Source organism: Streptomyces sp. NPDC048479 (assembly GCF_040651435.1).
Classification (GTDB): Bacteria; Actinomycetota; Actinomycetes; order Streptomycetales; family Streptomycetaceae; genus Streptomyces.
This window is the reverse complement of the sequence record NZ_JBEZKA010000022.1, coordinates 136,858-161,532: the sequence shown is the minus strand read 5'-3', so window position 1 is coordinate 161,532 and position 24,675 is coordinate 136,858. Positions and strand designations below refer to the sequence as shown.

Below are 24,675 nucleotides of genomic sequence, written 5' to 3'. Positions count from 1 at the left end.
CAACTGCGCATCGCCGCCCGAGCCCGCGAACTCGTCGACCAGGGCACCCCCATCGAGGCCGCCTGCCGCATCGTCATCCTCGAAGACCAACTCGAGGAAGCCCAGCGCATCAACGCCGAATACCGCCGCACCGCCGAATCGGCGGGACCGCCCGTGGCTTGAGGCAGCGCGCCCGCCGGGTACCGGCGGGTCCCCGCACACACGGGTCAGGGTGTGACGCAGGGTCGTCTCCCATGGTGGCAGGGTGCGGACATGTCCCGTCCGGTCTGGCTGTCATGGTTCGGAAGGTCCCCTTCGCCCACGTCTACGGCGTGGGCGTTCTGCTGTGCGTGCCACAGGAACCAAGGCGATCACCTCCGCCTCCCGCACGGTGCGGGAGGCGTACACCGGCTGGACGGCATGAGACATGGCTACGGGAACCGTGAAGGGGTTCAACGCGGAGAAGAGCTTCGGCTTCATCCGCAGGACGGCGGAGTAGACGTTCAGACACTCTTCCAGGCTTCGAGGAAGGCTTTGCGTCCAGCGGGATCGTCCGACCTGCCGTCGGCGTGCAGCACGCGCCAGGCGGTGAGTTCGAGATCTCGGAGCCGTAGTTCTCCGATGACCTGTGTCTTGAGGTCGGGAAGGTGGTCGGACTCGGCGAGGGCTTGACCGATCACCTCCCCGGCCGCGACGCGTTGGGGCGGCCTCATCTCATCGACAGCCGAGAGGATCTGTCGGGCCAGGGCGGTTCCTTCGCCTGCCAGGGATTGCAGCACCTCAGCCTTGATGTTGGCGGGTAGCAGGTAGGCGGAGCCCGAAGACCTCCACAGGTCCAACCAGAAGCGTTCGCCTGCCTCGGTGGGAGCAGGGAGCGCGGTCAGCAGCCCGAGGAGATGACCGATGGCCGCGTAGCCACCGGAGTGAGCAGCTGCGACTACTGCGATGCCGGCGACGCGCTCCACATCGAGATGGCTGGTTTCGAGGTCTGGAGCCAGACCCAACTGGAGTTCCAACTGGTCTGTGAGGGGGGCGGATACGTGTGGGCGGACTTCAGGAAGCATCGGCGATCCTTGCGGGTAGGCGAGCCGTGGTGCCCGTTCGGAAGCCCTGATCTTTCCCACGATCGGCCGATCTACTCAGCCTCGGGGGCCCATAGGCGAGACCAAGAAGACCGGAGTCCACACGAAGGAGAAGCAGCCCAGGCCCGGCGACTTGGGCCTGGATTTCAGGCCGACCTCTTGAAAGGGCTGTCCTGTGAGGTCTCTTAGCATGAGCGCATGATTGCCAGTGACGCCCAGGAGTCCGGGGGAGGACGGGAAGCCATGTCCCGTGACGCCGCTGAGGTCGAATGTGTCCACGTCGCCTCAGAGTGTGGAGAACACCGCGAAGTCGGGCCGGCCCCCGGGCCACGATGTGACGATGCAGGAGAAAAGGGTCACTCGGTTGCCGCTCTGGTGGAGCAGGCGGCCGACCTGGCAGAACCGATCAAGCCGAGGTTGCGTGGCTGGCTCCATGCCGGAATGGTCCCCGCCGCGCTGATCGCAGGCATCGTACTCATCTGCCTGGCTCGCACCCCGCAGGCGGCCTGGGCCTGCGCCGTGTACGCGGTCACCGCCTGGCTGCTGTTTGCAACGAGCGCCATTTACCACCGCGGCACCTGGAGGCCGCTCGGCGAGGCTCTTCTGCGACGTCTGGACCACGCCAACATCTTCCTGATCATCGCCGGCACCTGCACCCCCCTGGCCGTGCTCCTCCTCCCGCCGGGCCAGAGGTCCATGCTGCTGTGGATCGTATGGACGGGCGCATTGGCCGGCATCGCGTTCCGGGTCCTGTGGGTCGGGGCCCCGCGCTGGCTGTACACCCCGTGCTACCTGGCCCTGGGGTGGGCACCGGTGCGCTACCTGCCCGACTTCCTGCGCACCGGCGGAGCGGCCGTACTCACCCTGATCGTGGCCGGCGGTCTCCTCTACAGCGCGGGCGCAGTCGTCTACGCCCTGAAGCGCCCCGACCCCTCACCCCGCTGGTTCGGCTTTCACGAGGTTTTCCACGCGCTGACCGTGGCAGCCTTCACCGCGCACTACATCGCCATCTTCCTGGCCATCTACTGACCGCGCCCCCGATCTGTGTCGAGACCGGCTACGGGCCGACGGGGCCGACGCCGGGCGAGACGGTGCCACCGGAATAGTTGTGCCCTCCGAGCCGTGAGCAGCGCCCGCCTTTCCTGAAACGCTGCGCTCCGGGTGGGGCAATATCTATGACCGCGAGATGAGGGTTTAACGCGCAGTGCGGGGAGTGTTTTTATGGCAACCAACGGAGTGGAGTTATTTACCGTACACGGGCCGCTACCTCATGCTACTGTCGATCTCAGTTGCAGTTGTGGTTCCCAAAAACTTTCGAGCTCCTTCGCCGGAATTTCCCGGCCACTGGAAGCTTTTTGTATTGCCGGTCATTTTCCGGACGGGGCATCATCGCGGCGACCCGGTATCCGCACATCGCGGGTCCCGGCGTACTGCCCCCAAAGGAGATATGACGTGGCGTCAGGCACAGTGAAGTGGTTCAACGCGGCCAAGGGTTTCGGCTTCATCGAGCAGGACGGTGGGGGCGCCGACGTGTTCGCCCACTTCTCGAACATCGCTGCCGAGGGCTTCCGTGAGCTGCTCGAAGGCCAGAAGGTCACCTTCGACATCGCGGCGGGCCAGAAGGGCCCGACGGCCGAGAACATCGTTCCCGCCTGACGCTGACGCGGACTTCGTAGCTGGGGCCCGCATCCCTCGGGGTGCGGGCCCCAGCTACGGACATTTCCCACAGTGGTGTCACCTGTGGGACAACACTGCCCGCAGCCCCATCCTCAGGGATGCGCGCCTTTTTGGAGCTGTACCGGTCGACGTCCGGGATATCACGTCCACATGACGTCACCTATTTCATAGCTTGCATCCCGCACCGGATTCACTGCAAGCCGCATTCCTTTTCGCATTTCCATTCGGTTCGTTCTTGTGATTCCCCGCGCTGCTCTTTCGCTGCGGGAATTCCTTGATACGCGCCGTATCAAGGAAGGTTCTCGATGAACCCCACACGTACGAACGGCCGTTCCTCCCGCCCCCGCCGGACCGAGGACCCCGCTTTCGGGTCCGGCGCCGGTTCGAGGCGGGGCGCCCGCTTCAGCTCGCCCGCCCGGACCCGTTCCGGCGGTCCGGGCCGCTCGGGTGGCCACGGCCGGCGGCCCGCCGCGGTCCAGGGCGAGTTCGCCCTGCCGAAGACGATCACTCCGGCGCTGCCCGCGGTCGAGGCATTCGCCGACCTCGACATGCCCGCCCAACTGCTGGCCACACTGACCGTGCAAGGCGTGAGCGTCCCGTTCCCGATCCAGGGCGCGACCCTGCCCAACACCCTCGCGGGCCGCGACGCCCTGGGACGCGGGCGCACCGGCTCCGGCAAGACCCTCGCCTTCGGCCTGGCCCTGCTGGCCCGCACCGCCGGGCAGCGCGCCGAGCCCCGCCAGCCGCTGGCCCTGGTCCTCGTGCCGACGCGTGAGCTCGCCCAGCAGGTGACCGACGCACTCACCCCCTACGCCCGCTCGGTGAAGCTGCGCCTGGCCACCGTCGTCGGCGGAATGTCGATCGGCAGGCAGGCCAATGTGCTGCGGGGCGGCGCCGAGGTCGTCGTTGCGACGCCGGGCCGGCTCAAGGACCTCATCGACCGCGGCGACTGCCGACTGAACCAGGTCGCGATCACCGTCCTCGACGAGGCCGACCAGATGGCCGACATGGGCTTCATGCCCCAGGTCACCGCGCTCCTGGACCAGGTCCGCCCCGAGGGCCAGCGGATGCTGTTCTCCGCCACCCTCGACCGCAACGTCGACCGCCTGGTCCGCCGCTACCTCACCGACCCGGTCGTCCACTCCGTCGACCCGTCCGCAGGTGCGGTCACCACGATGGAGCACCACGTGCTGCACGTCCACGGCGCCGACAAGCACCGGACGACCACCCAGATCGCGGCCCGCGAAGGCCGGGTGATCATGTTCCTGGACACCAAGCACGCCGTCGACCGGCTGACACAAGACCTGCTGAACAGCGGGGTCCGGGCCGCCGCCCTGCACGGCGGCAAGTCGCAGCCCCAACGCACCCGGACCCTGGCCCAGTTCAAGACCGGACACGTCACCGTCCTCGTGGCCACGAACGTCGCCGCCCGCGGCATCCACGTCGACGACCTCGACCTCGTCGTCAATATCGACCCGCCGACCGACCACAAGGACTACCTGCACCGCGGCGGCCGAACCGCGCGGGCCGGCGAGTCCGGCAGCGTCGTCACCCTGGTCACCCCCAACCAGCGCCGCGACATGACCCGCCTCATGACAGCGGCCGGCATCGTGCCCCAGACCACCCAGGTCCGCTCCGGCGAAGAGGCCCTCAGCCGGATCACCGGCGCCCAAGCCCCCTCCGGCATCCCCGTGACGATCACCGCGCCGGTAGCCGAGCGGCGTAAGCGCAGCGCGGCCTCACGCGGCCGGCGCAGCCCCGCTTCGGCGGCCCGGCGCATGACAGCGCGGCAGACCTCCTTCGACGCGGCGGCCTAGAAACTTCGTGATCAGGAAACTGGCCCACCACTGCAGGAGGCACCTTTTGACTCTGGTTCAGATGCAGCCCCGCTCGACGAACGCCACTGCCGTACGCAGGACGGTGGCCGACGCCATGGACACCACCGGACCGCAGGTCTGTGACGACATGACCGTCGAGGTGGCCCTGTCCGTCATGGCCAGTGCCCGCACCGGGCATCTGCTTGTCTGCGACGACAGCGGCCTGTGCATCGGACTGGTCACCCAGGCTCAGCTCACAGCAGCCCGTGACGGCTCCACGTACACGGACCGGGTCCAGCTGCGGGACATCCTCGGCGACCGAAGACCGTTCACCTCGCCCGTGACCACCATGGCCGAAGCCGGGCACATGATGCGCTACAGCCACGTCGATGCCCTGCCAGTGGTCGACGAACACGGCAGCGCCTTGGGCGTCCTCGCCCTTGCCCGCTGAGCCGTGCCAACCGCGGCAGAACCACTCCCTCTTCGTTCCTCTCCCTGTGAGGCATCATGCGCTGTGTCATCGCCCGCTTCCCGTTCGACCTCACCAAGAGCGGCGTCCTGGAATCGATGAAGGGCATCAAGCCCGAGCAGGCGTCCGGCGAGTCCGTGATCATCGGCCGACGCACCTACCCCGTCAAACAGGTCGGCCAAGTCATCACACGCCAGGACCGCCGCGACTTCAGCGCCGGCGAAGTCCTCCGAGCCATGACCCAGCTCGGCTTCACCTGCCGCGAACTTCCCCAGGCCCCCGCACCCACCCGCGTTCTCAACCCGATGCAACACGCGTCCGCGATGCTCGGCGCCCCTGTGGCCGCCTGACGACGGGCAGGCGCGAGCCGCCGGCAACGCAGCGGTGAGGGTCCGACCGGGGTGCGCCGGTCGGACCCTCACCCCGTACCGAGGTTTCTCGGCGCGACAGTGGGTCAGTGGTCGGAGTAGCTGAAGTCGCCCATCGTCCAGGCACTGACGTCCTTGATCGCCACGCGGTACATCCCGCCCGTCTCCGGGATCCCCACCGAACCCTGCAAAATCCGCGCCACATGGAAATGCAGATGCCTGGGCGGCCACTCCCCGTGCGCCGCAGCGGTGAACACGGCGGAGAAATCGCTCAGGCGGGCCGAGTCCGCCAAAACCTCCGACACCCGCTGCCTCCAGACGACTTCGGGAGCCAGCCGCCCCGTGATGACAGCACCACCGGCGACCACGGTCAGAGACATCTGATTGCCATGCCCGGACTCCACCAGAGCGGCGACGTCAACAAGCAGTTCGTCAGGCTTCGACATGAGAGACGATTTTAATCACGAGCCGAGGTCCCGCTGCAGCGACGGTGGGTGGCGGGCGACCAGGGTCAGCCCGCCGGGCCAGAAGGCGCGCACGAGCTGCCATGCCCGGTCGGAGAAGGCGGTGACCAGGTCGGGCAGGGCGTCCGGGGAACCGACCAGTACCGGTGAGGGCATGTGGCGGCCCCGGCCCTTGGCCCGCAGCAGATCGCCGACGGCCTTGCGGTTGAAGGCGTCGGCGCCGATGCCGTACACGGTGTCGGTGGGCAGCGCGACGCGCTCACCACGGCGCACCGCCGAGGCGGCCTCGCGCAGCCCGGTGGCACGGTCGGAGGTGCCGGAGCAGTCGTAACGACGAGACATTGTTGTTCTCGATCTGACCGGAGTTCTCACCCGGCAGCCGCTCGTTCACCGGCAGGCTGTCGGCACGGCCCGGCTGCCCTCCGGCGGTGCGGTGAACGAGCGGAGAGTGTGATGACGGCCAGACGGAGACCGGGGGTCGCCTCAGGCGTCACGGTGCGGAGCTGACCTGCGAAAACGGTCGCTGGCTCGACCTCGGGCGCAGGGGAAGCGAGCCCGCGTTCATCTCGATGCCGGTGCGAAGCTTTCCAGTTCGGCCCCCCACTCCGACCAGCAACGCTGTCGCTCAGCACGTTCCTGGGGCCGGCGCACGGGAACGGATGGGAACCTGGTGGGAACGGAAGGATCGGGAACGATGCGGCAAGGCCGAGCGAGGGCGGCCAGCCGCACCCATCCTGACCTGCAACGTTCCCAAGAATCAGGGCATGTTGATCAAGACCTGGGTGATCACGTGCTGACTCGTAATGCGTAGGTCTCGGGTTCGAATCCCGAAGGCGGCTCAGAGAAACCCCAGGACTCACTCGCCGTGACCTGGGGTTTTTCCTTGCCCTTTGCCTTATGTCGCAGTGACGGCCCAGCCCGAAACCGTCGCTGCGGGCCGCCGGTGGCCGACCGGTGGCCAAACGCGCAAAGGGCGTGCAGCGGCGGTGGCCAAGAGCGTTGCTTGCCCACGTGCGCGGTCGCCGTCCCTGCCTTGCGGTCCCCGGAATCATCGACCACCAGCACCCCGCTTGCGTGCGGCGCGGTGGCCGGATCGGCCAGCAGCAATTCCAGATGGCGCGCGTTGACCTGGTGGTTGTCCCAGGTCGACTCCGAGAGGAAGAACTGCAGCCGCTGCACCGCCGCATGCGGGCGCCGACCACCGGCTCGGTGCCGGCCAGGCAGGTTAGCGTCTTGTTCCGATCCCGTGGAAGCAGTAGCCCGGCCAGATACTCGCGGAACCCACGCCGCTGCGCGAGCGTCTCGAAGGGATCATCGAAGCGGGCGGCGTAGGCTTCCAGCGGACCGGGCGCGGGTGGACACGGCAGCCGCTTCGTCATCTCAAGCTCCACGAAGGCGAGTTGAAACTCTCACCTCCGGCGTACTACCGTCACGGTCCGCCGTCAACAAACCACCGCTAGGAGCTCGTGGCCACGGGTTCCAGCTCCCGCTCGCGGGCCGGCTGCGGGAGGTCGACCGGCTTGGCGTAGACGCGGGACAGCAGCGGCCCGGTCATCGCCGTCGTCACCACGGCCATCACGACCATTAGCGAGTAGAGCGAGCCGTCCAGCAGCCCGAGTTGGAGTCCGACACCGAGGATCACCAGCTCGGTCAGCCCGCGGGTGTTCATCAGCACGGCGAGCGCCGAGGCCGGCCGGGGCGGTAGGCCCTGGCTACGGGAGCCGAGGTAGGTGCCGCCGAACTTGCCGACGAGCGCGACCAGGAGGATCACGCCCAGCTGGGCGAACTCTCCGGAGCCGAGCCCGCCCAGGTCGACCTTGAGGCCGGCCACCACGAAGTACACCGGAAGCAGCAGCGAGGTGACCTGGCCCGTCCGGCCGTGGATCTCGGTGCGGATGGCGTCCGCGCCGGCCCGGGGCATCACCACGCCGAACAGGAACGCGCCGAAGATGAAGTGCATCCCCATCGCCTCGGTCGCCGCCGCGGACAGCAGCGCACCGATCAGCACCACGGCGAACTTCTGCGGGCCGAGCGGAACGGCCCGTCCGCCCGGGGCCAGCAGAGCGCGCAGCAGCGGGCGCACCACCAGCAGCATCACCGCGAGGAACGGCACGGTGAGCACCACCAGCCAGTGCTCCGAGCCGCCGCCGACCGCCGCCTGCACGCCGGCCAGCGCCGTCCAGGCGACCACGTCGACCGCGGCGGCTACGGCCAGCGCGAGGCTGCCGACCGCGGTGTTGCCCAGACCCCGGTCGGCGAGGATCCGGGCGAGCACCGGGAACGCCGTCACCGAGACGGACAGCCCGATGAAGACGACGAACGCCGCGTGGTTGTGGCTGCCGTGGCCGTGCAGCAGGTAGAACGCCAGCGGGATGCCGAGCGCGAAGGGTACGAGGGTGGAGCCGAGCACCGCTCCGGCGGCGACCCGGCCCCGGCCCCGCAGCTTGCCGCTCTCCAGTTCGAGTCCGACCCCGAACATGAACAGGGCGACCCCGACGTTGGCCATCCCGGTGAGCAGCGGGCGGATGCCGGCCGGGAAAAGCGCGTCCGACACCGCCCCGTGCAGCAGGGTGGGGCCGAGCAGCACGCCCGCGAGGATCTCGCCCACCACGGGCGGCTGCTGAATCCGGACCGCCAGATGGCCGAGGCCGCGGGCCAGGAAGAGGATCAGCGCGATGTCGACGAACAGCAACTGCACCTGATGACTGGTCATATCCCGTATGCCTCGCTCAGATAATCCGATTATGGCTCACCGTCATGGTCACACTGGCGGTTTGGCGCATCGCGGACCTCGCCACTTGGGGACCCCGGCGATGGAGGCCGCGACAAGCGGCTACCGCTTCGCCTTCGTGACCGCCGCGATCGTGCTGCTGGTCGGTGCGCTGGGGCGCGGCTGCTGATGCAGCGCACCCGAGTGCCGTCGAACGAGCAGGGCGCCGACGGGCAGCCGACCGATCTCGGATCGGAGGTAACCGCCGGATAACCGAGCGCGCCTAACGTACGGGAGTTGATGCCGCCGGGCAGTCCGGACGACGTATTGGAGATCCTGTGAACCCTTCCCGTGGCTACTGGCTCGACCTCCTCCCGCAGCTGCCCCCGGCCCCGGCGCTGCCCTCCGCGCCCAGGCCAGCGGGCGCGGAGGGCAGCTGGTCAATCGAGAAGCAGGTGTACGTGCTGGCGTCGGAGCGCCGCTGGCGGGTGGAGGAGCGCGAGCGGGCCGCCGGCGCGGATCGGTCGATCACCGCGCCGAACGCCTCGCCACTGTCGGGGATACGCCGGGTGGCCGACTACGGGAGCACCGACGCCGCGTCGTGACCCTGCCTCTGGGAAGTCACGGACCGTATCCCCAGCCGCGGCTGCATGACCAGATGCAGGCCGCTCACGGCGTCATAGAGGTCATTGGCGTCGATGACCCCCGGTGCCGCGGTGAGACGCGCGCCGGGCGCGGTGTCACCCTGCGCCCGCGCCTGCGCCACCGCCGCGGCGACGAGCAACTGCTGCACCGGTGAGGGCTCTCCGGTCGTCGCCTTCTCGATGATCTCCTGGATCGGTCGCCCGCCCCGGCCCGCTGCGTCCGCCGCCTCACGCATGTCGGTCAGGCCCGCGGTGATCTCACCGAACGACTGCGCCGAGGAGTGCCAGTGCTCCGGCTCCTGCCGGGCCAGGGTCTCGGCCAGCGCGAAGTAGCGGTCCTTGCCGGCGTGCTTCTGGTAGAACCCGGCGACAAGAGTGAAGAGTCGCTGGTACGCGTTGCGGAACAACGACTCGTAGAAAACAAGCGCCTCGCGCTCGCTGACGTCGCCGTCGGCGATTGCCACGACCGAGGCCGCCGCGAGCAACCCGCTGTACATGCCGAGGTGAACACCGGTGGAGAGCAGCGGATCAAGGAAGCACGCCGCGTCTCCCAGCAGGAAGTGACCGGGGCCACAGAAGCTGTCGGCGGCATACGAAAAGTCCTGTTCCACCCGGGCTCCGGGCTGGAAGGTGCCCTTGGCCAGTACCTCTCGTACGGCGGGCGACTCGTCGACCATCTTCAGGAGCATCTCGTCGAGCGAGCCGAACTCCCTGCGGCGCTCGACGAAAATCGACTTGTGGGCGACGAACCCGACACTGAAGCGGTTGTCCCGCAGCGGGATGACCCAGTACCAGCCCTCGGGTGAGGAGATGACGTTGATACCGCCGGACGGGCTACCGGGCAGCAGTTCACCGCCCTCCCAATACCCCCAGATCGCCACATTGCGGAAGATCTCCTGGGGTCGCCGGTCGTTGAAGTGCTGAGCGCTGATGAGGCCGGCCCGGCCCGAGGCATCGAGGACGAAGTCGGCCCGCGAGATTTGTTTGGCCTTGTCACCAGGCGCTGTCCACTCCACACCGGTCGCGCGGTCGCCCTCGAAGACGACCCGGTGGACATGCGCCCCCTGCACGACCTGGGCGCCGCTCTCACTCGCGTGATCCAGCAGCACGGTGTCGAAATCGTCGCGGTCGACCTGCCAGGACCGAATGTCGGGGCCGAACTGTTCGGTCCAGTCGATGGCCCAATCCTTCTCCTGCCCCCATCGCACCAGCAGACCCGTCTTCGACGTATAGCCTCGGGCGTCGACCTTTTCGAGTGCCCCGAGATAGTCGAGAATCACGCGGCAGGAGGTCGAGAAGGATTCCCCGATATGATATCGCGGGAATGTAGCCCGCTCCAGCAGGGTGACCGATATCCCTGCCCTGGCCAGCAGCGCGGCAGCGGTCGAACCAGCCGGACCGCCGCCGACCACGATTACCTGAGTCACAAACTCACCCTTCATTTATCCAAGTGGCGTCCTGGTGTGACCGGCGCTGGGCAAGCAGCGTTCAAGCTGAGCACGCGCCGCTCCTACTTGCCTGGCGTGGGGGCGGCCGATCCGCCGACTACCGGGCACGCGCGGCCGCCTTGCCTGACTACCGCGGTGTTCCTCATCTTGTTCACGACCGCTTCACCGGATGTCATCCAACAGCTTCTTCGGAACTCCACCGAAGTTCAAGCCGCAGAATTCTACGTTTTCACTAGGTTGCAGCGCGCAAACGCTAACTCCGAATAGCCTCGATTCGTCAGTGGGGTTTGGTTGCTGAGTGGCTCGGCGGTTCGCCCGTATCCCCCGGCAGTTCGGGGTGGGCCGCAGCGTCATACGACGGCCCGCCCCGAAGGCATCGGGGACATTAAGGGTGAACCGCCGCGACGATCGCCGAGCACAGGCGGAGGACGGATCGAGGATGGCTGCTTGTCATAATCTAGCGAAAAATTAGAGGACCGCTGCTTGTGCTCTGCGGTATCTCCTAAGAAGCTGTTGCGTAATGTCCGGTGAGTTGAGTCTCGGCTGGATCGACGACAACGGGGAGTTGCATGATGAGCCACAGTGTTCGGCGTATCGCCCTGGTGACGGGCGGCTCGCGCGGAATTGGCCGAGCCGTGGTACTGCGGTTGGTCCGCGATGGATTTGATGTAGCGTTCTGTTATCAGCGTGAATCGGAGGCGGCCACCGACCTGGAGAAATCCGTGACTGAACTCGGCGGGCGCGTGTCGCACCGTCGGGTGAATGTAGCAGACGCGGCGCAGGTGCGGGAATGGGTGCTCGACGTCGAGAACTCATTCGGGCCGATCGACGTGGTGGTGACCTCCGCCGGAATCGTGCGCGACGGGCCGCTGGTGATGATGCAGGACAAGGATTGGCAGGACGTCATCGATGTCAATCTCAACGGCACATTCAACGTCTGCCGGGCCGCGGTTTTCGGAATGCTGAAGCGCAAATCCGGATGCATTGTCAACATATCTTCGGTGGCGGGCGTCCACGGAAATTCGACCCAGGCGAACTACTCCGCCTCGAAGGCCGGAATCATTGGATTCACGAAGGCCCTCTCAAAAGAGGTCGGCCGATATGCGATCCGTGTCAACGCGGTGGCGCCCGGGTACATCGAGACCGATATGGTCGCCGGGATTTCCGACGGATTGCGGAGCAAAGCCGTGGCCGGCATCTCACTGGGCCGGATGGGCCAACCCGACGAGGTAGCCGACGCGGTCGCGTACCTGGTGGCGGCGGACTACGTCACCGGCTCGGTGCTCCAGATCGATGGCGGCCTTTCGATCTGACGTCCTTTACATGAGGAGTACAGGTATGAGCCCCACCAAGACACTGCGCACAGAGCGCTCCGCCAGGGAGTCCGTGGACAGTGGCCGCCGTTTCACGAGGTCGGCGTCCCTTCTCGATTCCACGGTGACCTCGAACGACGTCTTCGATCGCTGGTTCGCCGACCAGCGGGTTCGCAACCGGTTCGAGGTCAACCGCATACCGTTCAAGGACCTGCGTGGCTGGCAGTTCCACCCGGAGACCGGAAACCTGGGCCACACCAGCGGTCGGTTCTTCACCGTCGAGGGCCTCCGTGTCGAGACGAATTGGGGTCATCACCCCTCGTGGGCGCAGCCGATCATCAATCAGCCCGAGATCGGCATCCTTGGAATCGTGGTCAAGGAATTCGACGGTGTTCTGCACTGCCTGATGCAGGCGAAGATGGAACCCGGGAATCTCAACACCATCCAGCTCTCACCGACGGTGCAGGCCACTCGCAGCAATTTCACCGGAGTGCACGGCGGACGCGGGATCACCTTCATCGAGTACTTCAGGGACCCGGAACGCGGTCGGATAGTCGTCGACTCGCTGCAGTCCGAGCAGGCCTCCTGGTTCCTGCGCAAGCGCAACCGGAACATGATCGTCGAGGTCACCGAGGAGGTTCCGCCGCACGAGGACTTCGTCTGGCTGACTCTCGGTCAGATCCATCAGCTCCTCATCCAGGACAACATCGTCAACATGGACGCCCGGACTGTGCTGTCCTGCATCCCGTTCGACGCACCCAACGGTCCTGCCCGGTGGGGCTCGGCCAGCCCGTTTCGGGAGGGTCTGGTGCGGTCAATGTCGGCCGACCAGGGGTCCTTGCACAGTACGGGCGAGATCCTGAGCTGGCTGACCGACCTCAAGACCCGGCACGCGCTGGTCCAGCGCAGCGTGCCGCTTCAGGAGGTCGAACACTGGTATGTATCGGCCGACGAGATCGGCCATGAGACGGGGAAGTACTTCACCATCATCGCGGCCGATGTCCGGGCCCCCAATCGGGAGGTCACCAGCTGGACTCAGCCACTCCTGGCTCCCGTCGACTGCGGCCGGGTCGCGATGATCGTCCGGCGGATTGACGGAGTACTACACCTACTGCTCCGGGCCCGACTGGAAGCTGGAGTGCTCAATGTCGCGGAGCTCGGCCCGACGGTGCAGTGCCTGCCGGGCAACTTCCGCGACCTCCCGGAGGAGCAACGCCCGCCCTACCTCGACCGGGTGTTGACGGCCGAACCGGGACAGCTGCGGTACGACGTGGTGCAGTCCGAGGAGGGCGGTCGCTTTTACCACGCCGAGAACCGCTACCAGATCATCGAGGTCGGAGAGGAGTTTGAGCTCGAAGAAGCGCCGGGATGTCGGTGGATGACAGTGGATCAGGTGACTCGGCTGCTGGCGCACAGCAATTACCTGAACATCCAGACCCGCAGCCTACTGGCCGGCCTGCACACCATCTGGTGACCGCTACACCGCGCCGGCCGACGCGTACCGTCGGCGCGAGGGACTGGCTGGCGGTGCCGATGGCGGTCACGCGGTCCGAGGCGAGGCCCTGGAGGGCGCCCACCGGCTCCGGTCGATGGGGGCACCTCCCAGCCGAGATCAGGGGAACTTCAGTGCCGCATCTCTTCCCTCTGTGACGGCGTGGCGCGAAACGCCCCGCTTTGTCGAGTTACGGGCGCGACAGGGGTCCGCCCCGTATGATCCCCAGTCCTCGGAGCTTGAACGGCTCCAGCGCAAGGTCGCCCACCTGGAGAAGGGGGTGGCCAAGCGGGACGCGGCGCTTGAAGTGCTGGGAAAAAACACGCGCGCTCTTGGAGATGCTCTCCGAGAGCGCGGACTGAAGCCTGCCCTGGACGACCAACTTGCCTCCGGTGTCGAGGAGTTGGCCCCGCACGTGGGGATCGTGGAGGCTTACCGACCTGAGAGGCCGGTCCTGGGCCACCCACCACCGCCACCGGCACCCCGCGCCCCCGAAGCCGAAGACGCCCCGGCCCGGCCGGGAACTCCCCGGTGCGGGCAGTCTCGCGCGTGTGCCATTTCGCCGTGAGCCGTGCATGTTCCACGCATTCTCCTTCGCAGGGGCCGGCGGCCGGCCGTTCCGGACCTGCCAGGACCTGAGAGAGGTACCTCCATGCGCATTCTCGCTACCGGCGCTGCCGGATTCATCGGCTCCAACTATGTACGAAAACTGCTGTCCGCCGCTTATCCCTCCATGCGCGACGTTCAGGTCACGGTACTCGACAAGCTGACGTACGCAGGCAATCCGGACAACCTCGCGCCCGTGCGGTCGCACCCCGGCCTGACGTTCGTCCGGGGCGACATCTGCGACGCCGCGCTGCTCGCCGAGGTGCTGCCCGGCCACGACGCGGTGGTTAACTTCGCAGCGGAGACGCATGTCGACCGCTCGATCGATGGATCCGCCGACTTCGTGCGCACCAACGTCATGGGGACGCATGTCCTACTGGAGGCGGTGAGGGCGGCGCGCGTCCCGCGCGTGGTTCATGTCTCCACGGACGAGGTCTACGGCTCGATCGACGAGGGGTCGTGGACCGAGGACAGCCCGCTGCGGCCCAACTCCCCCTACGCCGCAGCCAAAGCCGGTGGCGACCTGCTGGTCCGGGCGTTCGCGCGCACGCACGGGCTCGACGTCAGCGTCACCCGGTGCAGCAACAACTACGGGCCCTACCAGTACCCGGAGAAGGTCATCCCGCTGTTCGTGACGAACCTTCTCGATGGTGGGACGGTCCCGTTGTACGGGGACGGTCTCAACATCCGGGACTGGCTGCACGTGGACGACCACTGCCGCGGTATCCAGCTGGTACTGGACAAGGGGCTCCCTGGCGAGGTCTACAACATCGGCGGTGGCGAGGAACTGACGAACAATCAGCTGACCGGGCTGCTGCTGGAGGCCTGCGGAGCCGGGCCCGAGCAGGTACGCATGGTCGCCGACCGGCTCGGTCACGACCGCCGCTACTCCCTCGACTACAGCAGGCTGCGCGCTCTGGGCTACGCCCCCGAGGTCACGTTCCGGGAGGGTCTTGAGCAGACCGTCGCCTGGTACCGCGACAACCCGCAGTGGTGGCGCCCGCTGCGCGGGGCCGACGTCGAGGCCAGGTCGTGACCGGCCGCAGCTGCCGGACGCCCCACCAGCAGGGTCCCACCCGTACACCAGTGACGAGGAGTAGCACATGCGCGGAATCATCCTGGCCGGGGGGACGGGCAGCCGGCTGCAGCCGATCACGACCGTCTCGTCCAAGCAGCTACTCCCGGTCTACGACAAGCCGATGATCTACTACCCGCTGTCCGTCCTGATGCTGGCCGGGATCCGCGAGATCCTGATCATCAGCAATCCCGAGCACCTGGAGAGCTACCGGCTTCTCCTGGGCGACGGCGGACAGCTGGGAATCGACGTCACGTACGCTGCCCAGGACCAGCCGCGCGGGCTCGCCGACGCGTTCAGAGTGGGGCGGGAGTTCATTGGCGACGAGCAGGTCGCCCTGATCCTCGGCGACAACATCTTCTACGGCCACGCACTCACCGAGATTCTTCGCCGGGAGCGGGCCCGGCTCGACGGGTGCACCCTGTTCGGCTACCCGGTCTCGGACCCCGAGCGCTACGGCGTCGCCACCGTGGACGGGGCGGGACGGATCACCTCGCTGGAGGAGAAGCCGGCCCGTCCCCGATCCAATCTCGCCGTCACCGGCCTCTACCTCTACGACAACGAGGCGGCGGACCTGGCGGCCGGCCTGGAGCCGTCGGCGCGCGGCGAACTGGAGATCACCGATCTGAACCGGATCTTTGTCGACCAGGGCAGAGCCCGGCTGATCGACCTTGGCCGCGGCAGCGCCTGGTTCGACACCGGTACGCACGACAGCCTGATGGACGCGGGCCTGTTCGTGCAGATCCTCGCCAAGCGGCAGAGCATCCGCCTCGCCTGCGTGGAGGAGGTCGCCTTCCGGATGGGCTTCATCGACGCCGGCCAGCTGGCGGTGCTCGGCAAGGCCTTCGTCGCCTCGTCGGCGTCCGGCTACGGGATGTACCTGCAGGAACTGGCCGAGGTCTGACCGCACGAGCCGCCGCGCGCCGGCGGCCGGGTACGGCGGGGCTCCCGCCGCGCCCGGCCGTCGGCGCGAGAAGCCCCTTGACGCGGTGGGCAACACCGGAACCGCGCTTCAGGCCGACTCAGCCCGAAGGCCGACCAAGAAGGAGGAGTCGCGCATGGCCAAGGACTCCGAGCTCTCCGGTGTGGATCTGGCACGGGTGACCCTGCGGGCGGCGAAGGAGCAGGCCCGCCAGCGCGGTGAGCTGGTCCGTGAGAAGCGCGCGGCGCACTGCACCCCGGAGCAGTACGCGGAGGCGGCGGCAGTGCGCCGCCGGTTCGTCCCGTTGCACCAGGGATTCCGATCGGAGCGCGCGATGCACCTCGTTTGCGGTGAACGTGTTCTCGGGACTGTCCTCCAGCACCATCGGTGCATCCGCATTGATCTTCAGTACCGTCTCTCTCGGCACCACGGCTGCGACGAGCAGGAGTTGGAGGGGAATCCGGCGCGAGGCGAAGTAGGCCGCGGTGCTGATCAACGACAGTGCGACGACCGGAACGTCCGGGTCGTCGGCCATCCGTCGGGCGGGCCACCCGCTCCAGGGCCGGCCGGATCGCTCCGACGAGCGTGCGGGGGTACCCGGGTGGGACTGAGTCTGGGTCATCGAGGGAGAGGTCCCGGATCCTCTTCAAATAGGGCGGGACTTCGGTGAGCACGAACTCACAACTGGCGAGGTAGCCACAGGCGAGTTCGATGGCGAGCGGCCAGTACTCCATGGCCATCGACAAGTCGGCGGCGGCCTGTTCGGCGGCTTCGTCCCAGAGCGCGTCACCCGCCAGGCGAAGACGCACAAGAGTGGCTGCCTCCGGGGGCGTGAGTCTCTGCACATCGACCTTGCCGGAATGCGTGGCCCAACCGGCCTGGTTGGTGGAGGTGATGATCACCTGGCCTCGTCCTGGTGGGGATCCACGGCTGGAGCCGACGGCGGTTATTCGCGTTGTCAATGATCATCAGCCAGCGCTCAGGAGCGTACGGACCCGGTCCCGCAGTTGGCGTCGTCCCCGGTGAGCCGGCCATCCCGGGGCAGCAGCCAGTCGTGCACCGATCGGACCAGTCGAAGGCGCCGAGATCGTACGCCAGATGTCGGCTCTCGGTGAGCACTTCCGTGCGGAAGTCCTCCAGTCCGAGGATTCCGTCGGACTCGCCGGAAGCGCGCCGGAAGATCTCCGACACCAGTCACCGACCTGCTGAACCTGGAAGTGGACCTGCTGTTCTTCGACACCACCAGCACCTACTTCGAGACCGAGGAAGCCGGCGAACCCGCCCCGCCCCGCGCGACGCGGACGGCCGCCTGCTGCCCGAGGGAAGTGATCCTCAACTGACCGCACACCACCGGGGATTCCGCGCCCACGGCAAGTCCAAGGACTCCCGCGACGACCTGCCCCAGGTCGTCGTCGGCATGGCCGTCACACATGACGGCATCCCGGTCCGCGTCTGGTCCTGGCCCGGAGCGACCGCCGATTCCGACCTGATCCGCCAGGTGAAGCGCGACCTGCGCGAATGGTCCCTTTCGCGCGTCGTGTGGGTCGCCGACCGCGGCTTCACCTCGACCGCCAGCCGCCGCGCGCTCATGCAAGGCGGAGGCGGCTACATCATCGGCGAGAAGCTCCGCTCCGGCTCCCAGGAGGTCAAGGCCGCCCTGTCCAGGCCCGGCCGCTACGCGACCGTGCGCGACAACATGCAGGTCGAGGAGGTCAACATCGGATCCGACGACCGGTTCGTGATCTGCTTCAACCTCGAGCAGGCCAAACGCGACGCCGCCGTCCGCGCCAAGCTCGAAGCGGCCATTGACGGCAGCGACAAGCTGAAGAAGGACGAACGCGCCTACCTGGCCGGACAGTTGTCCACCAAGCCCGGCCTGAAGCGGTTCCTACGGACCACCCCGGGTGGACTGCTACGGATCGACAAGAAGAAGATCGCCGCCGAGGAGTACCTGGACGGCAAGTACCTGCTGCGGTCCTCCGACCCGAAGCTGTCCGCCGAGGACATCGCCCTGGGATACAAGCAGCTCCTCGAGGTGGAACGGGGCTGGAGGGACATGAAGCAACTGCTCGACCTCCGCCCGGTCTACCACCTCGGTGACCAGCTCCAGACCGGTCAGGTCACGGACCGCGGCCAGGACATGGGTGGAATCGGTGCGCTGCGTGGTGCGCTCGCGCACCAGCCCGGCGTCCTTGAGTCGGGCCAGGGAGATCGAGAAGGCGGTCGACTCGATCGCCCTGGGTGAGACGGTCACGGAAGTCGGCCAGCACGCTGTGGTGGAAGCCGGGATCGTCCAGCTCCAGGGCCATGGCGTACTTGAAGTCGATGCGGCACCGCACTGCCTCGGCCGCCTGCCGGTCCGACAGGTCGAGCAGGAACTGCAGCACGCAGACGGTGGCCAGCTGGGCGGGCGAGAGCCTTGGACGCCCTCGCGCGGGTACCAGTCGGCGAAGTCCTCGTCGCACCACAGCCCGTCCAGCCGGTCCCTCACCCACATCGCCGTCGTACCGCCCGGGTTGCTCGCCCGCGCAACCTGCGCAGTCAAAGACAGGACCTGCCCACCGGAACGGGGACGGAAGGACAAGGGACACCTCGGCAGCTGCATCGACCTTCGAAACAGCCCGAGCATGCCCGCTGATCATGCTGCCGCACCGGGAAACACCAAGATCCCCGACAGAGTCAAGCTTTCTGCCAACCCGCCCAGGCCGGCCCACCGATCAGGAAATCCGCAGCGTCCATCAGGCGTGGGCCGCCGCCAGCCCCGACTGCGCCACGTAAACTCCCAGACCCCTCAGAACGTCGAAAGTCGAGCAACCTACGACCTGGGCCTTTGCCTTATCTCGACCTGGGCGGGCACTTGCTGCTTGCCTTTGGCCGTCGCAGGACCGCGCCCGATGCGTTGATCTGCGGGCTGTGGCCGGTCAGGCGAGGCGGGCGAGACTGGCCGCGATGCTGTCCAGCACCCGGGCGAGGCCGCACTGGAAGCGTGCGTCCGGCTCCATGTGCGGAGTCATGGTCTCGGTGAGTACTCGGGTGAACATCGGGTACTCACCGGTGGCGACCAGCTGCTTCGCATACGGCCTGCTCTGTCGCATCCACTCCATCATGTCCATCTTGGTCCTGCGCGCTTCCTCCAGCCATCCGACTTCGTTGCGTACGAAGCTCTCGACATAGCTGTTGTACAGGCCGATAAGGCTGAGCAGCTCGTCGACCTGAAGGTCGAACTCGGCGAGCGTGCCGAGCACAAACTCCTGCTGGCGCAGCGAGTTGGGCCCCCAGATCGGGTGGCCGTGCGTCCAGGCGGTGGCGAGCCAGGGGTGGCGGAGCCACAGGGCGCGCTTCTCGTCGGCTGCTGCCGCCAGCGAGCCCCGCCAATCGGGGCCGGGTTGTTCCGGGAGCCGGGTCTCGCCGATCACCTCGTCGACCATCAGCTCGATGAGGTCTTCCTTGCTGGGGACGTAGTAGTAGAGGGACATCGCGCCGGCGCCGATCTCGGCCGCGATCCGGCGCATGGAGGCCGCCTCCCGGCCCTCCGAATCGGCGATCTTGATGGCCGCTCGCACGATCTGGTCGCGGCTGAGCGTCCGCTGTGCCCGCGCGGTCCGCCGGTCCGCCGGCTCCGGACGCATCCAGATGCTCAGGGGTTCGTTCTCGTTCATCGCACACTCCACTCCCTATCTGTCGTACAGCGTACCAACTGTGCTACGCTCATCTTCATACAGCGTACGAAGATGTCGGACCAAGGATGTGAGGCGCCATGCCAGACGGAGATGTCGTTGCGATCGGGGCTCCCCCCATGGCGTCGGCCAGGCCGATGCCGAAGCACCGCGGTTTTGGCGTGCTGGCGGTGCTGCTCGGCCTGACGCTCTCGATGCTGGATCAGGTCATCGTGGGCACGGCGCTGCCGACGATCGTCGGTGAACTCGGGGGACTCAACGAGCTGTCCTGGGTGGTGACGGCCTATCTGGTGGCCAGCGCGGCGGTGATCCCGATCTGGGGCAAGCTGAGTGACCTCTTCGGTCATCGAGGCACCTTCATCACCGCGATCGTGGTCTTCCTGGTCGGTTCTGTGCTCTCGGGCCTGGCGCAGAGCATGACCCAGATCATCGCCTTTCGTGCGCTGCAAGGTTTGGGATCGGCCGGCCTGATGGTCGGTACTTTCACGCTCATCGGTCATCTGGCGACCGGTCCGGCCGACCGGATCCGGATGCAGACGATGATCGGCATCGTCATGCCGCTTGCCATGGGCACCGGGCCGATGCTCGGCGGCCTGCTCACCGAACACGTCGGCTGGCGCTGGTCGTTCTTCATCAACGTTCCGCTGTGCCTGGTCGCGCTCGCGGCCAGCGCTGTGGGCATCCCGCGCAGCCCTCGCCGTCCGAAGGTCAGGATCGACCTGCTCGGCAGTGTGCAACTCACCGGCGGCATCGTGGCGCTGACCCTGCTGCTCAGCTGGGCGGGTACCCGATACGCGTGGGACTCGGCCCCGATCATCGGGTTGGGCGTGGCTGCCGTCGTGCTACTGGCCGCGCTGCCGCTGGTCGAGCGCCGGGCCGTCGAGCCGATCCTGCCGTCCCGGCTCTTCCACATCCGCGACTTCACGCTCGCCCAGGTGCTGGGTCTGCTGGTGGGCGCTGGCCTGCTCGGTGCCCTGGTGTACTTTCCGCAGTACCTGCAGCAGGTACTGGACGTCTCACCCACCACCAGTGGACTGCTGCTGCTGCCGTTCCTGATCGGCATGATCATCATGGAGCTGGTCGTCGCCCGACTGGTCGTCCGGACCGGTCCGCTGAGGCTCTATCCGGTCGTCGGCGCCATCGTTGTGGTGGTCGGCGTCCTGTTGCTGCTGTTGCTGGGCACGGGGACCGGCCTCGTCGCCGCCACTCTGCTGCCTCTGCTGGCCGGGCTCGGCATCGGTGTGCTGATGCAGAGTTCGCTGATCATCTCGTTCGCCTGCCAGACGGATCAGCGCAACCTCGGCGCGGCGAGCGGAATGATCAACCTGTTCCGTGCGGTCGGCGGATCGTTGGGCGTGGCCCTACTCGGTTCGCTCTACACGAACCGACTGGAGCACGTCCTCACCGACCGACTCGGCGCCAAGGCTGGCCACGCGCTCGCTGCGGCCAGCGGTCAGAGCACTCCCGCCGAGATCCGTGCCCTGCCCGCGCAAATCCGCGAGGCGTTCCAGGCTGCCGTCGTGGCGGGCCTGCACAGCGTGGTCATCGGGATGACCGTGATTGGAGTGCTGGCCCTGGTGACGTCACTCTTCTTCCGTCGCCGCCTGAACATGCCCGGCCGGCCCGACCAGCAGCCCGGCGGAAGCCGCGACCGGAATGATGTGCCGACCCCACGCGACGCCGGATAGCCGTTGGCGCGCCAAGCCGAGCGCGTACTCCCTCCGTAGATCACGATCTACGGAGGGAGTACGCGCTTCTTGCGGAAGACGACGACGCGGGTGCCGGCCCGGTCTGCCCCGGCGCCGGCGAGGGGTGTCGGCCGGTCCGTGGCGGACGTCTGCTGCCGGCGATCGCCGTGCTGGCCGACTGAATAGCGGAGATTTAGCGAAAGCTTAGTCAACGAGTGCTTGAGTTCTTTCACATATTCGAAGAGGCTGCTCTGCGGGATGTTCCGAGCCTTTGTTTAAATTTGCCGCAGAATTGAGGCGTCGGGCAATTCAAGGAGGTTCGGTCCGGCCACTGCGGGAGCGGATCGCGGTTGACCGCATAGGCGTACTCGTCTATGAATCAGGAGAATGTATGAGCACTCGGGTGCGGCTGCGTGAAGCATGGACGATCACATCGGGTAAGGCGCGGGACGCCGTCGTACAGTGCGGCTCGACCGACACGATGTACGTCGAGCGCTATGTGGCGGTCGCGTTTTTCTTCGAGCGAGCCGTGAACGAAGAGCGCCTGGCGGACGGGCTTCGCCGTGCGCTCGACCTCGTGCCGGTCTTCGGGGGTCGGCTCCGAGCCGGCGGCGACGCGCTCGAGATCGTCTGCTCCGATGCCGGAGTGCCCATGACGGTCCTCGATGTCGACGCGTCCCTTAGTGACGCCATCCGGGAGGCGACGCATCCGGACTGGGGTCTGATCGACCGGGTCGATGTCATGAGCGAACCCCTGGAGCTGCGCCCGCTCCTGACGGTGCGCGTCTGCCGGTTGGCCGACGGCGCCATGACTCTGGGGTGCACTTGGAACCACTCGGTGGGCGACATGGGCAGCTTCATGCAGTTCATTCGCGTCTGGTCGGCACTCGTCGAAGGGACAACACCGCCAGAGGTACTCATAGTCGATGACCGGGAAGGCTACCTGGACCGCGTCCTGCCGCAGGAGGATTCCGGACAGCCGATCTGTCAGCCGCTGAGTCGGGACGAGTTGGCGGGGAGGGGGCACAGGATGCCCCTCATGCGGGAGGGCAACGGGACCGTTCAGATCTACTTCGGCGATGACGAGGTGCGCCGGATGCGGCAGCTGTTCGGCGGCGAGTCCTCGCGACCCCTCTCATCGAACGACGTGCTCTGCGCGCACCTGGTGACCGCGTTCCGGGGCATGGAGGCGGATCCCGTCCCTTGGAACCTGTCGGTACCCGTCGACCTCCGTCCTCGTCTCGGCGTTCCGACTGAGTTTCTCGGCAATCTCGTCCAGTCCATGTTCCTCCCGTGTCCGCCGATGGGAACGGCCAACGTACTCGCGGCCCATATTCGGTCCGGGCTGGATGATTTCATGCAGTCACATCTCTGCATGCGTTCCGATCGCGCCTTTGTCGGACCCGTCGGACGATCCCGCTTCCACCGTTGTGCTCCCGTGGCCTTCGACCCTGCGCACCGGACATTCATTGTGACGAACTGGTCCCGCATGGGCGCGTACGGTGTCGCATTCGACGGGCAGTACCCGGCCTTCTTCAGCCCGGTCGTCAGCTCCCGGGCTCCGCTGTCGTGGTTTGGCTTCCTCAACAAAGGGTTCGGTGATACGGGGTTCCTGCTCACCGCAGTGGTCCCGGCACGGCTCGCCGAACACCTGCGGAGTCCGGAAGGCCGGGCAGCGATCCACCGCTTCGGCGATCCGGCAGCGGAACGTCCGGCACGTGCCGCGCTCGCGCCAGACGTCGTCTGACGGCGAGCGACAGCCGGATTTAGTGTTCGCGCGCTGCAAGCTAGTGCAAACATAGAATTCTTCGGCTTGAACTTTGCTGGAGTTCCGAAGAAGCTTGGATAACATCCGGCGAAGTGATTTCAGTAATTAGAATTGGAGGCGGGCATGGCGGTTGTGACGCCAGACGAAAAGCAGCTCATCAAGGGGATCGTCTGCGATATTCTGGAGCTCGAGGGCGATGAGATCGCTGATGACAGTCTGTTCGTCGAGGACCACGACGCCGATTCGATGAGGCTTATCGAGATTCTCTCCTCTCTCGAACTGAACCTCAGGGTGACCATCGAGCAGTCGGAACTCTCCCGAATGGTGAACCTCCAGGGGGTCTACGAGGTCATCGGGAACATCGCTCGATGAGCAAGGTCGATTCGGCGGGTTCCGGCCTCGCCATCATCGGGTGGGCGGTGACCTCGCCCTACGGCATCGGTCGTTTGGTCTTCTCCGAAGGACTGGCCGCCGGGCGTTTCACGGAGCGGGCGATCGAGCAGGGACAGGGACCGGCCGAGACGGCATGCCTGGTTCCGGATTTCGACTCGCGGGCCGTCCTGGGAAAGAAGGGCACCCGGATGATGAACCGGGTGACCGGGATGGCGGTCTCGACCATTGGTGATCTGCTCCGGGAATTGCGCAGCGACCGGCTTGATCCGGACACGACCGGACTGGTCGTCGGGACGACGGTCGGGAGTGCGCAGAGCACCATCGACTTCACACGTGGCTCGCTCACCGGCGAGCGGCCTTTCCATGTCGAGCCGGGCCTCATCCCGTACGCGGTGATGAATGGGGCGGCCGGACAGTGTGCCATCTGGCACGGGGTCAAGGGGCCGAACGCCACGCTGGCCGCCGGCCGGTCGGCCGGCCTGCTCGCGCTCAACTACGCCCGCCGACTCCTGCTCACCGGCCGGGCGGGAACTGTACTGTGCGGTGCCGCCGAGGAGTATTCGGTGGCCCGTGCCTGGATCGCCGAGCGCAGTGCCGGAAACGATGCCCCCGGCGCTGTGCTCGGTGAAGGTTGCGCGATGTTCGCGCTGACCGTCGAGCCCACGGACGAGCCGCCGCTCGCCACCTTGCTCGCGGTGAAGGCGATGACCTGCAGTGACGGGGACTGGTATGCGACCGTCCGCCGATGCACCGAGCTGGCGATGGCGGCGGCTGGCGTGCAGCCCTCTGACGTGTGGATGGCCAGCCCGTCCGGCGCCGTCGGTGCGGCTGGGCAGGCCGAGCGTGCCGCGCTAGGTGATCTCTTCGAGGTCGGTGATCGGCTGGTCTCCATCACCGAGCTGATCGGAGAGACTCACGCCGCGTCGGGGGCTCTGCAGCTCGCGGCCGTGCTCAGCCTGGCCGAGCAGAACCCGGAGTCTGCCCAGCGGCTGGCTGTGGTCACCTCGACCGACGAGAGCGGCACTGTGGTGGTTTGCCTGGTGAGGCTGTCCTGAGCTGTTCCTGTGCCGGTGGCCGGGTCCT

At 67.0% G+C, this 24,675-nt stretch carries 22 protein-coding genes and 5 pseudogenes; 19 read left to right on the top strand and 8 right to left on the bottom strand.

Features of this window, described 5'->3' with window-relative positions; translation table 11 throughout:
• Positions 1 to 162: pseudogene (locus AB0D12_RS29975) on the top strand (MerR family transcriptional regulator); the annotation flags it as partial.
• A 244-nt stretch (positions 163 to 406) separates the two neighbouring features.
• A pseudogene (locus tag AB0D12_RS29970) lies at positions 407 to 483 on the top strand (cold shock domain-containing protein); the annotation flags it as partial.
• Here AB0D12_RS29970 and AB0D12_RS29965 read toward each other — a convergent pair.
• Complete coding sequence (locus AB0D12_RS29965; RefSeq protein ID WP_362689457.1) at positions 483 to 1,043, bottom strand: hypothetical protein; 561 nt, start codon at positions 1,041 to 1,043, stop codon at positions 483 to 485. The pseudogene AB0D12_RS29970 and the gene AB0D12_RS29965 overlap by 1 nt on opposite strands.
• Positions 1,044 to 1,304: 261 nt before the next feature.
• Between AB0D12_RS29965 and AB0D12_RS29960 the strand changes: the two genes are divergently transcribed.
• The 5 genes from AB0D12_RS29960 to AB0D12_RS29940 all read left to right on the top strand — a co-directional run bounded on the left by AB0D12_RS29960 (position 1,305) and on the right by AB0D12_RS29940 (position 5,374).
• Positions 1,305 to 2,090: a hemolysin III family protein gene (locus AB0D12_RS29960; protein ID WP_362689484.1), complete on the top strand. Its 786-nt coding sequence runs from the start codon at positions 1,305 to 1,307 to the stop codon at positions 2,088 to 2,090.
• Positions 2,091 to 2,513: 423 nt separating this feature from the next.
• Positions 2,514 to 2,717 carry a cold-shock protein gene (locus AB0D12_RS29955; RefSeq protein ID WP_103532579.1) on the top strand — a complete coding sequence of 68 codons (204 nt, stop codon included), beginning with the start codon at positions 2,514 to 2,516 and terminating at the stop codon, positions 2,715 to 2,717.
• Between the two features lie 326 nt (positions 2,718 to 3,043).
• Positions 3,044 to 4,555, top strand: coding sequence for a DEAD/DEAH box helicase (locus AB0D12_RS29950; RefSeq protein WP_362689454.1), 1,512 nt, complete (start codon positions 3,044 to 3,046; stop codon positions 4,553 to 4,555).
• Positions 4,556 to 4,601: 46 nt separating this feature from the next.
• Entirely contained in the window at positions 4,602 to 5,006 is a 405-nt protein-coding gene (locus AB0D12_RS29945) for a CBS domain-containing protein (protein WP_362689451.1), read from the top strand.
• Positions 5,007 to 5,062: 56 nt separating this feature from the next.
• Positions 5,063 to 5,374 carry an SCO5918 family protein gene (locus AB0D12_RS29940; RefSeq protein WP_215097303.1) on the top strand — a complete coding sequence of 104 codons (312 nt, stop codon included), beginning with the start codon at positions 5,063 to 5,065 and terminating at the stop codon, positions 5,372 to 5,374.
• A gap of 104 nt (positions 5,375 to 5,478) precedes the next feature.
• Here AB0D12_RS29940 and AB0D12_RS29935 read toward each other — a convergent pair whose 3' ends face one another.
• From AB0D12_RS29935 to AB0D12_RS29920, 4 genes and pseudogenes are all read right to left on the bottom strand, one after another.
• A complete protein-coding gene (locus AB0D12_RS29935) occupies positions 5,479 to 5,838 on the bottom strand; it encodes a hypothetical protein (RefSeq protein ID WP_362689447.1) in 360 nt (119 codons plus the stop codon).
• A 21-nt stretch (positions 5,839 to 5,859) separates the two neighbouring features.
• Positions 5,860 to 6,198: pseudogene (locus AB0D12_RS29930) on the bottom strand (Sua5/YciO/YrdC/YwlC family protein); the annotation flags it as partial.
• Positions 6,199 to 6,642: 444 nt separating this feature from the next.
• A complete protein-coding gene (locus AB0D12_RS29925) occupies positions 6,643 to 7,035 on the bottom strand; it encodes a transposase (RefSeq protein WP_362689444.1) in 393 nt (130 codons plus the stop codon).
• A gap of 277 nt (positions 7,036 to 7,312) precedes the next feature.
• Positions 7,313 to 8,569 (bottom strand): cation:proton antiporter, encoded by a 1,257-nt coding sequence (locus tag AB0D12_RS29920; protein ID WP_362689441.1) that lies wholly within the window; start codon positions 8,567 to 8,569, stop codon positions 7,313 to 7,315.
• Positions 8,570 to 8,904: 335 nt separating this feature from the next.
• Here AB0D12_RS29920 and AB0D12_RS29915 point away from each other — a divergent pair, with 335 nt between their 5' ends.
• Entirely contained in the window at positions 8,905 to 9,171 is a 267-nt protein-coding gene (locus AB0D12_RS29915; protein WP_362689438.1) for a hypothetical protein, read from the top strand.
• Here the strand turns inward: AB0D12_RS29915 and AB0D12_RS29910 are convergent.
• Entirely contained in the window at positions 9,144 to 10,637 is a 1,494-nt protein-coding gene (locus tag AB0D12_RS29910; protein WP_362689435.1) for an NAD(P)/FAD-dependent oxidoreductase, read from the bottom strand. The genes AB0D12_RS29915 and AB0D12_RS29910 overlap by 28 nt on opposite strands.
• A gap of 593 nt (positions 10,638 to 11,230) precedes the next feature.
• Between AB0D12_RS29910 and fabG the strand changes: the two genes are divergently transcribed.
• The 7 genes and pseudogenes from fabG (at position 11,231) to AB0D12_RS29875 (ending at position 18,311) form a co-directional block, all read left to right on the top strand.
• A complete protein-coding gene (gene fabG / locus AB0D12_RS29905) occupies positions 11,231 to 11,971 on the top strand; it encodes a 3-oxoacyl-ACP reductase FabG (protein ID WP_362689481.1) in 741 nt (246 codons plus the stop codon).
• A 25-nt stretch (positions 11,972 to 11,996) separates the two neighbouring features.
• A complete protein-coding gene (locus tag AB0D12_RS29900) occupies positions 11,997 to 13,445 on the top strand; it encodes an NDP-hexose 2,3-dehydratase family protein (RefSeq protein WP_362689432.1) in 1,449 nt (482 codons plus the stop codon).
• Positions 13,446 to 14,115: 670 nt separating this feature from the next.
• Positions 14,116 to 15,105, top strand: coding sequence for a dTDP-glucose 4,6-dehydratase (gene rfbB / locus AB0D12_RS29895; protein WP_362689429.1), 990 nt, complete (start codon positions 14,116 to 14,118; stop codon positions 15,103 to 15,105).
• A gap of 67 nt (positions 15,106 to 15,172) precedes the next feature.
• Positions 15,173 to 16,048, top strand: coding sequence for a glucose-1-phosphate thymidylyltransferase RfbA (rfbA, locus tag AB0D12_RS29890; RefSeq protein ID WP_362689426.1), 876 nt, complete (start codon positions 15,173 to 15,175; stop codon positions 16,046 to 16,048).
• Positions 16,049 to 16,202: 154 nt separating this feature from the next.
• Positions 16,203 to 16,313 (top strand): annotated as a pseudogene (locus tag AB0D12_RS29885) (DUF721 domain-containing protein); the annotation flags it as partial.
• Between the two features lie 970 nt (positions 16,314 to 17,283).
• Positions 17,284 to 17,406, top strand: a complete 123-nt coding sequence (locus tag AB0D12_RS29880; RefSeq protein ID WP_362689424.1) for a hypothetical protein — start codon at positions 17,284 to 17,286, stop codon at positions 17,404 to 17,406.
• A gap of 77 nt (positions 17,407 to 17,483) precedes the next feature.
• Positions 17,484 to 18,311, top strand: a complete 828-nt coding sequence (locus AB0D12_RS29875) for a hypothetical protein (protein WP_362689421.1) — start codon at positions 17,484 to 17,486, stop codon at positions 18,309 to 18,311.
• A gap of 28 nt (positions 18,312 to 18,339) precedes the next feature.
• Here the strand turns inward: AB0D12_RS29875 and AB0D12_RS29870 are convergent.
• Positions 18,340 to 18,708, bottom strand: a pseudogene (locus AB0D12_RS29870) (transposase); the annotation flags it as partial.
• A 279-nt stretch (positions 18,709 to 18,987) separates the two neighbouring features.
• Positions 18,988 to 19,725: a TetR/AcrR family transcriptional regulator C-terminal domain-containing protein gene (locus AB0D12_RS29865; protein ID WP_362689418.1), complete on the bottom strand. Its 738-nt coding sequence runs from the start codon at positions 19,723 to 19,725 to the stop codon at positions 18,988 to 18,990.
• Between the two features lie 98 nt (positions 19,726 to 19,823).
• On the opposite strand from AB0D12_RS29865, the gene AB0D12_RS29860 reads away from it, so the two are divergent.
• From AB0D12_RS29860 to AB0D12_RS29845, 4 genes are all read left to right on the top strand, one after another.
• Complete coding sequence (locus tag AB0D12_RS29860; RefSeq protein ID WP_362689415.1) at positions 19,824 to 21,431, top strand: DHA2 family efflux MFS transporter permease subunit; 1,608 nt, start codon at positions 19,824 to 19,826, stop codon at positions 21,429 to 21,431.
• 481 nt (positions 21,432 to 21,912) lie between these two features.
• A complete protein-coding gene (locus AB0D12_RS29855) occupies positions 21,913 to 23,178 on the top strand; it encodes an acyltransferase (RefSeq protein WP_362689412.1) in 1,266 nt (421 codons plus the stop codon).
• 144 nt (positions 23,179 to 23,322) lie between these two features.
• On the top strand, positions 23,323 to 23,571 hold the full coding sequence (locus tag AB0D12_RS29850) for an acyl carrier protein (RefSeq protein ID WP_362689409.1): 249 nt from the start codon (positions 23,323 to 23,325) through the stop codon (positions 23,569 to 23,571).
• Complete coding sequence (locus tag AB0D12_RS29845) at positions 23,568 to 24,647, top strand: beta-ketoacyl synthase N-terminal-like domain-containing protein (protein ID WP_362689406.1); 1,080 nt, start codon at positions 23,568 to 23,570, stop codon at positions 24,645 to 24,647. Before AB0D12_RS29850 ends, AB0D12_RS29845 begins: the two co-directional genes overlap by 4 nt.
• The last annotated feature ends 28 nt before the right edge of the window (positions 24,648 to 24,675 follow it).